Source organism: Streptomyces otsuchiensis, from assembly GCF_004305975.1.
GTDB classification, from domain to species: Bacteria; Actinomycetota; Actinomycetes; order Streptomycetales; family Streptomycetaceae; genus Streptomyces; species Streptomyces otsuchiensis.
On the sequence record NZ_BHZI01000004.1, the window covers coordinates 20,465 to 33,479 of the forward strand.

At 71.9% G+C, this 13,015-nt stretch carries 8 protein-coding genes; 4 read left to right on the forward strand and 4 right to left on the reverse strand.

Annotated features, from left to right (window positions below; translation table 11 throughout):
• Positions 1–100 precede the first annotated feature (100 nt).
• Positions 101–1,777, forward strand: coding sequence for a glycoside hydrolase family 13 protein (locus E0D90_RS00800; RefSeq protein WP_130796235.1), 1,677 nt, complete (start codon positions 101–103; stop codon positions 1,775–1,777).
• A complete protein-coding gene (locus E0D90_RS00805; protein WP_130796236.1) occupies positions 1,762–2,838 on the forward strand; it encodes a LacI family DNA-binding transcriptional regulator in 1,077 nt (358 codons plus the stop codon). The genes E0D90_RS00800 and E0D90_RS00805 overlap by 16 nt, the downstream gene beginning before the upstream one ends.
• A 78-nt stretch (positions 2,839–2,916) precedes the next feature.
• On the opposite strand, the gene E0D90_RS00810 is transcribed toward E0D90_RS00805, so the two are convergent.
• Positions 2,917–3,390, reverse strand: coding sequence for a hypothetical protein (locus E0D90_RS00810; RefSeq protein ID WP_130796237.1), 474 nt, complete (start codon positions 3,388–3,390; stop codon positions 2,917–2,919).
• A gap of 405 nt (positions 3,391–3,795) precedes the next feature.
• Here E0D90_RS00810 and E0D90_RS00815 point away from each other — a divergent pair, with 405 nt between their 5' ends.
• On the forward strand, positions 3,796–5,547 hold the full coding sequence (locus E0D90_RS00815) for a carbohydrate-binding module family 20 domain-containing protein (RefSeq protein ID WP_130796238.1): 1,752 nt from the start codon (positions 3,796–3,798) through the stop codon (positions 5,545–5,547).
• A gap of 188 nt (positions 5,548–5,735) precedes the next feature.
• Complete coding sequence (pulA, locus tag E0D90_RS00820) at positions 5,736–11,213, forward strand: pullulanase-type alpha-1,6-glucosidase (protein ID WP_130796239.1); 5,478 nt, start codon at positions 5,736–5,738, stop codon at positions 11,211–11,213.
• A 161-nt stretch (positions 11,214–11,374) separates the two neighbouring features.
• Here the strand turns inward: pulA and E0D90_RS00825 are convergent, their stop codons facing one another.
• The 3 genes from E0D90_RS00825 to E0D90_RS27565 all read right to left on the reverse strand — a co-directional run bounded on the left by E0D90_RS00825 (position 11,375) and on the right by E0D90_RS27565 (position 12,985).
• The gene (locus tag E0D90_RS00825) at positions 11,375–12,121 is read right to left on the reverse strand and encodes a peptidoglycan recognition protein family protein (protein WP_103500952.1); all 747 of its coding nucleotides are present in this window, start codon (positions 12,119–12,121) and stop codon (positions 11,375–11,377) included.
• 1 nt (position 12,122) lies between these two features.
• Positions 12,123–12,362, reverse strand: a complete 240-nt coding sequence (locus E0D90_RS27330) for a twin-arginine translocation signal domain-containing protein (RefSeq protein WP_157996792.1) — start codon at positions 12,360–12,362, stop codon at positions 12,123–12,125.
• A 287-nt stretch (positions 12,363–12,649) separates the two neighbouring features.
• Entirely contained in the window at positions 12,650–12,985 is a 336-nt protein-coding gene (locus tag E0D90_RS27565; RefSeq protein WP_438827357.1) for a hypothetical protein, read from the reverse strand.
• Positions 12,986–13,015: the final 30 nt, after the last annotated feature.

A 13,015-nucleotide genomic window follows, 5' to 3' on the forward strand; every position in this document is an offset into this window, starting at 1 on the left:
CCACTCCGACTGCGCAAGCGGCCCGACCGGCCGGTTCCGACCTCCGGCCCACGCGCCGGTGCCGCACCCTCCGGCCGAACCCGACGAACCCAGGGAAGACATGACCCACCACCTCGCCGACCGCACCCAGCCGGCCACCCCCGCCGCGGGGCAGGCAGCGCCCGCCGAGGCCCACTCCGCCCGTGAACTGACGCCCGACTGGTGGCGCGGAGCCGTCATCTACCAGGTCTACCCCCGCTCCTTCGCCGACGCCGACGGCGACGGCATGGGCGACCTCCCCGGCATCCGTGCCCGGCTGCCGCACCTGGCCGACCTCGGGGTGGACGCCGTGTGGCTGAGCCCCTTCTACGCCTCGCCGCAGGCCGACGCCGGCTACGACGTCTCCGACTACCGGGCCATCGACCCGATGTTCGGCACCCTCGACGACGCCACCGCCCTCATCGACGACGCCCATGGTCTCGGGCTGCGCGTCATCGTCGACCTGGTGCCCAACCACTCCTCGGACCAGCACGTCTGGTTCCGTCAGGCGCTGCGCGAGGGGCCGGGGTCGACCATGCGCTCGCGCTACCACTTCCGGCCCGGCAAGGGCGAGAGTGGCGAACTGCCCCCCAACGACTGGGAGTCGATCTTCGGCGGCCCCGCCTGGACCCGCACCACCGACCCCGACGGCACCCCCGGCGAGTGGTACCTCCACCTCTTCGCCCCGGAGCAGCCCGACTTCGACTGGAACAGCCCCGAGGTCCGGGAGGAGTTCCGCTCCGTGCTGCGCTTCTGGCTGGACCGGGGTGTCGACGGGTTCCGCATCGACGTCGCCCACGGCATGGTCAAGGCGGAGGGGCTGCCCGACATGGGCCGGGCCGGGCAGCTGAAGCTGCTGGGCAACCAGCAGCTGCCCTTCTTCGACCAGGACGGCGTCCACGAGATCTACCGCGACTGGCGCACCATCCTGGACGCCTACCCCGGTGAGCGCATCGGCGTCGCCGAGGCGTGGACACCGAGCGAGGACCGCACCGCGCTCTACCTGCGCCCCGACGAGCTGCACCAGGCGTTCAACTTCCACTACCTCAACACCGGGTGGAACGCCGCCGAGCTGCGCCGGGTCATCGACTCCTCGCTGGACGCCATGCGCCCGGTCGGCGCCCCCACCACCTGGGTCCTCTCCAACCACGACGTGGTGCGCCACCGCACGCGCCTCGGCGAGGTGCCCGGCCGTGACCGCGCCGCGTCGCTGCTGATGCTGGCGCTGCCCGGTTCCGCCTACGTCTACCAGGGCGAGGAACTGGGTCTGCCGGAGGTGACCGACCTCCCCGACGAGGTGCGCCAGGACCCGTCGTTCTTCAAGGACAACGGCCAGGACGGGCTGCGCGACGGCTGCCGGGTGCCGCTGCCGTGGACCCGCGAGGGGACCTCGCTCGGTTTCGGCACCGGCGGCAGCTGGCTGCCGCAGCCCGCCTCCTGGGGCGAGCTGTCCGTCGAGGCGCAGACCGGTGACCCGTCCTCCACGCTGGAGCTCTACCGCTCCGCGCTCGCGGTCCGCCGCGAGCACCCGGCGCTGGGCGCGGGCAGCGGGGTGGAGTGGCTGACCGCCCCCGAGGGGGTGCTGGCCTTCCGCCGCACCGCCGAGGGCGGCGCCGCCTTCGTCTGCGCCGTCAACACCAACGATGTCCCGGTGGAGTTGACCGCCGGTCTCGCCGAGGGCACCGTGCTGCTGAGCAGCGGGCCCTACGACGGTTCGGGTGTGCTCCCGGCCGACACCACTGTGTGGTGGACCGCGTGACCCAGGCTCCGGCCGGGCGCCTCACCCAGGCCCCGGCCGGGCCCGCGCGGCTGGCCGACATCGCCGGGCAGGCCGATGTCAGCGAGGCCACGGTCAGCAGGGTCCTCAACGGCAAGACCGGTGTGGCCGCCGCGACCCGGCAGAAGGTGCTGGCCGCGCTGGACGTGCTGGGCTACGAGCGGCCGGTGCGGCTGCGGCAGCGCAGCGCGGGGCTGATCGGGCTGGTCATCCCCGAGTTGACCAACCCGATCTTCCCCGCCTTCGCCCAGGTCATAGAGCAGGTCCTGGCCGGCCACGGCTACACCCCGGTGCTGTGCACCCAGACACCCGGCGGCGCCACCGAGGACGAGCTGGTCGACCAGCTCGTCGAACGCGGCGTCACCGGCATCGTCTTCATGTCGGGACTGCACGCCGACACCACCGCCGACCCGGCGCGCTACGTCCGGCTGGCCGGGCGCGGGGTGCCGTTCGTCCTCATCAACGGGTTCAACGACGCGATCTCCGCGCCGTTCGTCTCCCCGGACGACGCGGCGGCGACCCGGATCGCCGTAGGCCACCTGCGGAACCTCGGCCACCGGACGATCGGCCTGGCCGTCGGGCCGGGCCGGTTCGTACCGGTCCGCCGCAAGCTGGCCGGCTTTCTGGACGCTGTCGGGCTCGGGCCGGAACAGGCGGCCGCCCAGGGGCTGGTGCAGCACACCCTCTTCAGCGTCGAGGGCGGCCAGGCGGCGGCCGGTGCGCTGCTTGCGGCGGGATGCACGGGCATCGTCTGCGGCAGCGACATGATGGCGCTCGGCGCGATCCGCGCCGCGCGGCAGCGGGGGCTGCGCGTACCGGAGGACGTCTCGGTGGTCGGCTACGACGACTCCGACCTGTTCGCCTTCACCGACCCGCCGCTGACCACGCTGCGCCAGCCGGTGCGGGCGATGGCCAGCGCGGCGGTCGACTCGCTGCTGGAGGAGGTCGGCGGGAACATGGCGCACCACAACGAGTTCGTCTTCCAGCCGGAGCTGGTGGTGCGCGGCTCCACCGCGCCGCCCCCGCTCCCGGCCGCCGTCTGACGGAACGGACACGGGAGCCGGCGCGGTGCGTGACGGTGCGGTGGTCGTCGTGGCGCCGGGGTGGCGCGCGGGTGGGCGTCAGTGCGACGGGACGCCGTGCCAGGCCGGCGCCTCCGTGGCGTGGTGGGCCAGCGTGACGGTCGCCCCCTCCAGGGCGAACGCGCGCCAGACCATCGCCTCGGCGTGTGCCGTGACCGCCGCGACGGGCCGGCCGGCGAACGTGTACGGCTCCTCGCTCACGGGTGTCTGACGGGCGCTGTCCCCGAGGTGGAAGCCGAGGTCGCGCCGCAGGCACGCGGCGGGGCCGAGGTCGGGCTCGCCCGGTCCGGTGTGCCGCCAGGTGGTGAGACTCGCGGGGGAGTCGCCACCGGCGGTGTGCACCGCGAGTGTGCGCAGCACGCCGTGATCGGTGCTCGGGCCGGTGATCCAGCTCAGGGCGCCGACCGGCCGTCCGTCCGGGTCGCGGGGCACGGGGGGCGGTCCGAGTGGGTGGAGTTGCGGGTCGGTGGAGTGGGAGTAGACCGTCCACTCCGGTCGTGTGGCACGGGACATGGCACGACGTTACCCGGCGCGCGCGGCGCGTGTGCGCGTTCCGCCGGGACGGTACGACTGGGGGAGGGGCCGGTGGGCCCGGTCGGCCGGGCGCGTGAGGCCGCCGTGCGGCGGCCCCCGACCGACCGGGGTGCTGCCGAAGCTAGCAGTTCGCAATATCTTGCAACAGAGGTTGCGGCGGTGTCTCCCCTGTATTGCAAGGTTGTGTCAGAACTCTTGACCACTGGGTGAGCGCGCTCTACGGTCCTGCTTGCAAGGAGTTGCAGAAATTTCAGGCAGCTCCGGGCACGGCCATTTCCCCTCAACGGCCTCGCGGGCACGGCGCGTTGCCCCTCCAGGCTCTCCGGGCATCCCGACGCTGGGACGGCGGCGGGACGCCCCACCCCACGTCCACTGGAGGCGTTCATGTCCCCTACCGGGTCCAGATCCGGCACTCTGCGGAAGGCGCGCACCACCGCCGTCGCCGCCACAGCGGCGGCCCTCGCCGCCGTCACCCTCAGCGCCGCCCCCACCGCCCAGGCGGCGCCGCCCGGAGACAAGGACGTGACCGCCGTCCTCTTCTCCTGGAACTTCGACTCCATCGCCCGGGAGTGCACCGACCGCCTCGGGCCCGCCGGTTACGGCTATGTGCAGGTCTCCCCGCCGCAGGAGCACGTCCAGGGCTCGCAGTGGTGGACGCAGTACCAGCCGGTCAGCTACCGGATCGCCGGACGGCTCGGCAACGAGCAGCAGTTCCGGTCCATGGTGAACACCTGCAACGACGCCGGGGTCGGCGTCGTCGTCGACGCGGTCATCAACCACATGACCGCCGGCTCGGGCAGCGGCACCGGAGGCACCTCCTACAGCAAGTACAACTACCCAGGGGTGTACGGCTCCCAGGACTTCGGCTCCTGCCGTGAGGACATCCGTCCCGGCGACTACGGCGGGGACCGCTGGCGCGTCCAGAACTGCGAACTGGTCGGCCTGGCCGACCTGGACACCGGCAGCACCTACGTGCAGAACACCATCGCCGGCTACATGAACACCCTGCTGGACTGGGGAGTCGCCGGCTTCCGGGTGGACGCGGCCAAGCACATGCCCGCCTCCCACCTGGAGCAGATCAAGTCGCGGGTCAACGGAGGCGACGTCTACTGGAAGCAGGAGGCGATCTACGGCGCCGGCGAGGCGATCGACCCCGCCGAGTACCTGGGGGCCGGTGACGTCCAGGAGTTCCGCCACGCCTTCGACCTCAAGCGGATCTTCCGAGACGAACGGCTCGCCTACCTCAACGACTTCGGGCAGAGCTGGGGCTACATGCCCAGCGGCAGCTCCGCGGTGTTCGTCGACAACCACGACACCGAGCGCAACGGCTCGACCCTCACCTACCGCGACGGCTCCACCTACACCCTGGCCAACGTCTTCATGCTGGCCTGGCCCTACGGCAGCCCCGACATCCACTCCGGCTACGAGTTCACCGACTACGACGCCGGCCCGCCCAGCGGCGGCAACGTCCAGGCGTGCTACCAGAACAACTGGAAGTGCCAGCACGCCTGGACCGAGATCGCCTCGATGGTCGCCTTCCGCAACGCCACCGACGGCCAGCAGGTCACCAACTGGTGGGACAACGGCAACGACATCATCGCCTTCGGCCGCGGCAACCGCGGCTACGTGGTCATCAACCACGAGGGCTCCGCGGTCAACCGCACCTTCCAGAGCTCGCTGCCGGCCGGTGACTACTGCGACGTGCAGTCCGGCCGCACCGTGACCGTCAACGGCTCCGGCCAGTTCCAGGCGTCGGTGGCCGCCGGCACGGCGCTCGCCCTGCACGCCGGTGCCCGCGACTGCTCGGCAGGCGGCGGCAACCCCGCGCCCGGCCCGGACCAGGGCCGCGCCGCCTTCGGCGTCACCGCCACCACCCAGTGGGGCGAGACCCTCCACGTCGTGGGCTCGACCCCGGAACTGGGCAACTGGAACCCGGCCGCCGCGCTGCCGCTCAGCTCGGCCGACTACCCCGTCTGGAAGCGCGAGGTGGCGATGACCGCCGGGACGTCCTTCGAGTACAAGTACCTCCGCAAGCGCGAGGGCCAGTCACAGGTCACCTGGGAGTCCGGCGCCAACCGCTCCGCGACCGTCGGCGCGGGCGGCCTGGTCTCGCTCAACGACACCTGGCGCAACTGAGGTTCGCGCCAGCGGCTCCGCTCCCGCTCGTACCCGTACCCGTACCCGTACCTGTGCCTGTACCTGTACCGGTACCCGTACCCGTTCCCGGAGTGGACCACGGGCCGTCCGGCGACCTCGCCGGGCGGCCCGCCCCATCGTCGGCACCATCCGCACATCAGCACTCTCACCGCCGAGGAGCACCCACCGTGCTGCGATCCCGCTCCACCCGCCGGGGCCTGGCGGCCGCCGCCACGGCAGGCGTGCTGGCGACGCTGCTCCACGCGTCGCCGGCACCCGCCGCCGAGCCGCCGCCACCGCCGCCTCCCACCGACGCCGAACTGGCCGCCGAGCCCGACCGGCACCCGCTGACCGCCGAGCAGTTCTACTTCGTGCTGCCCGACCGGTTCGCCAACGGTGACGAGTCCAACGACACCGCCGGGATCGACGGCGGGCGGCTGGAGCACGGCCACGACCCGGCCGACGAGGGCTTCTACCACGGTGGCGACCTGCGCGGCCTGATCGACAACCTCGACTACGTCGAAGGACTGGGCACCACCGCGATCTGGATGGCGCCGGTCTTCAAGAACAAGCCGGTACAGGGCGAGGGCGACGACCTCTCGGCCGGCTACCACGGTTACTGGATCACCGACTTCACCCGGATCGACCCGCACTTCGGCACCAACGACGAACTGGCCGAACTGGTCGCCGCCGCCCACGACCGCGACATCAAGGTCTTCTTCGACGTCATCACCAACCACACCGCCGACGTCATCGGCTACGCCGAGAACAGCTACGACTACCTCTCCAAGGGCGCCTTCCCGTATCTCGACGCCGACGGACGTCCCTTCGACGACCTCGACCACGCCGACGGCGGGCCGTTCCCCGAGCTGAACGAGGACTCCTTCCCCTACACCCCGGCCGTCCCCGGGGCCGAGCGCGAGGTGAAGGTCCCCGCCTGGCTGAACGACCCGACGATGTACCACAACCGCGGTGACTCCACCTTCGCCGGCGAGAACAGCGTCTACGGCGACTTCTTCGGCCTGGACGACCTGTTCACCGCCCGTCCCGAGGTCGTCGAGGGCATGGCGGAGATCTACCGCACCTGGGTCGGCGAGTTCGACATCGACGGCTTCCGCATCGACACCGTCAAGCACGTCAACACCGGCTTCTGGACCCAGTGGGCCACCGCGATGAACGAGTACGCGGCCTCGCAGGGCAAGGACGACTTCTTCATGTTCGGCGAGGTCTACTCCTCGGACGTCGCCGAGAAGGCCCGCTACGTCACCGAGGGACGGCTCGACGCCACCCTTGACTTCGGGTTCCAGGAGGCGGCCCGCTCCTACGTCTCGCAGGGCGGCTCCGCGCAGCGGCTCGCCGGTCTGTTCGCCGAGGACCACCGCTACGGCACCGCCTGGTCCAACGCCTACCAGTCGGTGACCTTCCTCGGAAACCACGACATGGGCCGCGTCGGCCACTTCCTGCGCGAGGACAACCCCGACGCCGATGACGCCGAGCTGCTCCGACGGGCGCGGCTGGCCAACGAGTTGATGTTCCTCTCGCGCGGCAACCCCGTCGTCTACTACGGCGACGAACAGGGCTTCACCGGCTCCGGTGGCGACAAGGCCGCCCGTGCCCCGCTCTTCGCCACGCAGACCCCGCTCTACCTGGCGGACACCAGGATCGGTACCGACGCCGGCCACGACGCCGACGCGTACGACACCACCCACCCGCTCTACCGCGCCATCGCCACGCTCTCCGAACTGACCACCGAACACCCGGCGTTGCGCGACGGCACCCAGACCGTCCGGTACGCGGAGGACGGCGCGGGCGTCTACGCCCACACCCGCACCGACCGCGCCGAGGGCACCGAGTACCTGGTGGCCGTCAACAACGCGACCGAGGACCGCACGGTGACCGTGCCGGTCGGGGCCCCGGCCGCCGACTACCACGCGGTCTACGGGACGGACGGGGACACCACCGTCACCAGCTCCGCCGAGGCGACCGTCGAACTGACCGTCCCCGCCCTGGGCAGTCTGGTCCTGGCCGGCGCCGAGCCGCTGCCCGCACCCGGCTCCGCGCCCACCGTGGAACTCACGCCGCCCGACGCCGGTTCCCACGGCACCGTCACCCTGGGCGCGGAGGTCACCGGCGGAGCACTCAACCGGGTCGTCTTCGCCGCGCAGACGGGCGACGGGCCGTGGGAGGTGCTGGGCAGCTCCGACCAGCCGCCCCACCGCGTCACCCACACCGTCCCGGCGGCCACCGCGGAGGGAACCGCGCTGCGCTACAAGGCCGTCGCCGTGGACTCCTCCGGAGCCACCGGATCGGCCGTCGCCGAGACCACCGCGGGCGCCGCGCCCGCCGAGGAGCCGCCGAGCGCCACCGCCCGTGACTGGGCGGTCGTCCACTACCACCGCCCCGACGGCGACTACGACGACTGGTCGCTGTGGGCGTGGGGCGACATCCACGAGGACGAGGAGGGCGCCGAGTGGCCGCAGGGCCGCCCGTTCACCGGCCGTGACGCCTACGGCGCCTTCGCCTGGATCCGGCTGGCCCCCGGCGCGAGCGAGCTGAACTACCTGATCGTCGACGGCGACGGCAACAAGGACACCGACGCCGACCGCCACATCGACCTGGCGGCCACCGGCGAGATCTGGGTCGAGTCCGGCGAGCCGGAGGCGCTGACCGAACGCCCCGAGGACGTCTACCCGCCCGCGGACGAGTCCGTCGCCCGCGTCCACTACCACCGCCCCGGCGGTGACTACGACGGCTGGGGCCTCCACGTCTGGACCGGCGCCGCCGAGGAGACCGACTGGAGCCGTCCGCTGGAGCCGGTGGAGAGCGACGCGTTCGGCGTCACCTTCGAGGTTCCGCTGGCCGACGGTGCCGCTTCCCTCAACTACATCCTCCACAAGGGGGACGAGAAGGACCTGCCCGGTGACCAGTCACTGGACCTGAGGGCCACCGGTCACGAGGTCTGGCTGCTCTCCGGCCACCAGCGTCCCCTGCTCCCCGCCGGCGGCGCGGCCGCCGTCCTCGACCCGACGCAGGCCCGCGCCCACTGGATCGACGAGGAGACCGTCGTCTGGCCGGTGACACCGCAGGCCGGCGGCAGCGAGCAGCTCGTCCACCATCCGGACGGCGCGATCGGCGTCGAGAACGGCGCCCTGACCGACGAGGGCCAGTGGCTGCGGCTGAGCCGCACCGAGCTGACCGACGCCCAGCGCGCCCGCTTCCCGCACCTCGCCGACCAGCAGGCGTTCGCCGTCGACCCCCGCGACGCCCACCGGGCGCAGGAGGCGCTGCGCGGGCAGCTGATCGCCACCCAGCGCGCCGCCAACGGCGCGCTCACGCAGGCGACCGGGGTCCAGATCCCCGGTGTGCTCGACGACCTCTACGCGGAGGCCGCCGTCGACGCCGAGCTCGGGCCCGTCTTCCACCACGGCGACGGGACGAAGCCCGGAAAGGGCAAGGAGAAGGAGAAGGGCAAGGGCAAGCCGAAGAAGTACACCCCCGGCACGCCGGTGCTCTCCCTCTGGGCACCCACCGCCCAGGAGGTCACGCTCGAACTCGACGGCGAGCAGCACGCCATGACCCGTGACGACGCCAGCGGCGTCTGGTCCGTGGAGGGCGAGACCGGCTGGCACGGCAAGCCCTACCGCTACCACGTCACGGTCTGGGCCCCCGAGGCGCAGGCGATCGTCACCAACAAGGTGACCGACCCCTACTCCACGGCGCTCACCACCGACTCCGCCCGCAGTCTCGTCACCGACCTCGGCGACCCGAAGCTCGCACCGCGCGGCTGGGACAAGGCCCGCAAGCCCGCTCCCGTCCCGCTGGCCGAGGCGGCCATCCAGGAACTGCACGTCCGGGACTTCTCCATCGGTGACGACACCTCCCGGCACCCCGGCACCTATCTGGCGTTCACCGAGAAGAAGAGCGACGGCGCACGGCAGCTGAAGGCCCTCTCCAAGGCCGGCACCACCCACGCCCATCTGCTCCCGACCAACGACACCGGCTCGGTGCCCGAGGAGCCGGCCGACCGCCGCGAACCCGACTGCGACCTCCCCTCCTTCGCGCCGGACTCTCCCGGGCAGCAGGCGTGCGTGGCGGAGGTACGCGACCAGGACGGCTACAACTGGGGTTACGACCCGGTGCACTTCAACGTCCCCGAGGGCTCCTACGCCACCGACCCGGACGGCACCGCGCGCACCCTGGAGTTCCGCGAGATGGTGCGCTCCCTCAACGACAACGACCTGCGGGTCGTGGTAGACGTCGTCTACAACCACACCTTCGCCGCCGGACAGGACGAGAAGTCGATCCTGGACCGCGTCGTCCCCGGCTACTACCACCGGCTGCTGGAGGACGGCACGATCGCCGACTCCACCTGCTGTCCCAACACCGCCCCCGAGCACGCCATGATGGGCAAGCTGACGGTGGACTCCGTGGTGCTCTGGGCCCAGCACTACCGCGTCGACGGCTTCCGCTTCGACCTCATGGGACACCACCCCAAGCAGAACCTGTTGGACGTCCGCGCGGCCCTCGACGAACTCACCGTCGAGGAACACGGGGTGGACGGCAGCGCGGTGGTGGTCTACGGCGAGGGCTGGAACTTCGGAGAGGTCGCCGACGACGCCCGGTTCGAGCAGGCCACGCAGGAGAACATGGCGGGCACCGGCATCGCCACCTTCTCCGACCGGGCCCGCGACGCGGTGCGCGGTGGCGGTCCCTTCGACGAGGACCCCGGGGTCCAGGGCTTCGCCACGGGCCTCTACACCGACCCCAACGACTCCCCGGCCAACGGCGACCAGGACGAGCAGCGCGCCCGGCTGATGGCCTACCAGGACATCATCAAGGTCGGACTCACCGGCAACCTCGCCGACTTCGAGTTCACCGCGTCCGACGGCCGCCGGGTCACCGGCGCCGATGTCGACTACAACGGCTCCCCGGCGGGTTACACCGCGGCGCCGGGAGAGGCCGTCGCCTACGTCGACAAGCACGACAACGAGGCGCTGTACGACGCGCTGGCCTACAAGCTGCCCGCGCGCACCTCGGCCACCGACCGTGCCCGGATGCAGGTGCTGGCCATGTCCACCGCACTCTTCTCCCAGGGCCCGGCCTTCGGCCAGGCGGGCAGCGAACTGCTGCGCTCGAAGTCGCTGGACCGCAACAGCTACAACTCCGGTGACTGGTTCAACGCCATCCACTGGAACTGCTCGGCCGGCAACGGCTTCGGCCGGGGGCTCCCACCTGCCTGGGACAACGAGGACAAGTGGCCCTACGCCGAGCCGCTGTTGAGCAACCCCAACCTGACGGTCGGCTGTGACGAGATCCGCGCCACCGACCGCGCCTACCGGGACCTGCTGACCATCCGGTCGGGCGAGGACGCCTTCGGACTGGCCACCCTTGGCGAGGTGCAGGAGCAGGTCTCCTTCCCGCTGTCGGGCACCGACCGGGAGACCCCCGGCGTGATCGTCATGCGCGCCGGTGACCTCGCGGTGGTCTTCAACGCCACTCCGCACCGCCAGTACCAGCACCACCCGTCGCTGGTGGGTGAGGAGTTCACGCTCCACCGGGTGCAGGCCAGGGGCGCGGACCGCACGGTGCGGTCTGCCACCTTCGACGCCGCGCAGGGCACGTTCGACGTCCCGGCCCGCACGGTCGCGGTCTTCACCGTGAACTGAGACGGGGCCCGGTCCACGGGGCACCGACGGTCTGCACCGGGACCGCCGGTGCCCCGCTCGTGTTGCGGGGCGTTGCCGGGCGTTGCCGGATGCGGCCGGACACACGGCAGCGCCCCGGTGCCGGGGCGTGGAACCCGGCACCGGGGCGCTGTGGTCACTGGTCAGCCGAAGGTGGCGTTCCAGGTGTCCGGTCCGACGACGCCGTCCACGACCAGACCGGCGCGGCTCTGCAGGGTGCGGCACGCGCTGTCCGAGGCGGGGCCGTAGCTGGAGTCCACGGCGAGGCTGAAGCCGTGGGCGCTGTTCATCCGCGACTGCCAGCTGCCCACGCTGGCGTGGTTCATCACCGGGGGCTGCCGGAAGTAGACGCCCGGCCATGCCGGTGCGCCACCGCCGCCGCCGGGGTTGAGCGTCCCGTCCTGCACCAGCGGGTACAGGTTGCCCGGGCAGGTCGTGGCGACGTGGTCGCGGTGGCCGTTGACGGCGTTGGCCGCCCCGCCCGAGGACCGCAGCCGGGATATCGCCATGTGGAAGGCGTCGATCAGCTCGGGCGTGATGGGGTCGTAGTTGCTCGCGCTGCCGCCGGTCAGACCGCACACGGCGTACCAGTTCTGGTTGCCGGGGTTGGTGCCGTTGGCGGCGGTGCGCTGACCCTCGCCGCGTCCCTCGAAGACGTAGCCGTGGACGCAGACCAGGTGGCTGTAGGCCACGTCGGTCCAGCCGTTGGTGTCCATGTGGTGGTTCTGGATGCCGCGCACCTGGCCGGCGCAGTCGGCGTGGTTGGTGCGGGCGACGCGGACGCCGTCCACATGGTGCACCGACACCCCTCCGCCGGCCGGGGTGATGTTGGTGTTGCTGGAGCGCCGGGCGCGTGCGCCCCACTGGGCGCGGGTCACGAAGGTAGCCATGTCAGCCGGCCCTCCCGTGCAGTCCGCAGTCGACGCTGGCGTTCAGCGGCTCGGTGAACTCTGACTGGGCCGTCCCCGGCGCGTACTGGGCGTGGGGGTGGTTCGGCCGGTTGACCACGGCGAGTTCGCCGGAGTCGGCGGCGAGCGCCGGGCTGGCGCAGATGACGGGAAGTGCAACCGCGCCCCCAGCGGCTGCGGCGACGGCGGTCAGAAACCCGCGTCGCGACGTGCGTCCGGACAATGCTCCTCCAAAGAGCTGGTCGGTACCGGTGGCGGGCGTTCCCTTTGGGCCCTGTCTGCCCTCACGCCGCCACGCGCGGTTCGGCTGTACCGCGCGTGCCGGTGAGCGAGGGAAGCGGAACGTCCCACCACCACAGGTGTCGGGACGCTCGTTCCCGCAGTGGCACCGGACATGACAATTTTGGAGTGCAGGTCGGGCGGAGCCATCTTCACCGAATCTTTCCGGCCACTTCCCTTGCCTCTGGCCGTAACTGACTGCCTGCCACTCGGCGCGGAAGCGGGGGCCTGTCATTCACGCTCCGTCTCGGTGGTGGCCGGTCCGCCCGGCCCGGCCGTCCGGGGGCGGGGCGCCGGTATCAGCGTCGTCGCGGCGACCACGTTCAACGCCGCTATGAACAGTAGAAGTTGTTCCGGCGCCAGCCGTCCGGCCAGGAGTGCCGCCAGTGCGGTGCCCGCGGCGGCGGCCGTGATCTTCAATCCGGCGCCGAGCGTGAAGACCTGCGCCCGGGCACTCGGCGGTGCGTGGTCCGCCCGAATCCGCAGGGTCGCGCTCAGCACCGGGCCCTCACCCGCTCCCGCCAGTGCGAAGCACAGCGCGCACACCCAGCTGTTCCTCGCGCGCACGGGTGGCCGCGCACCGGCGACGGTCCGCGC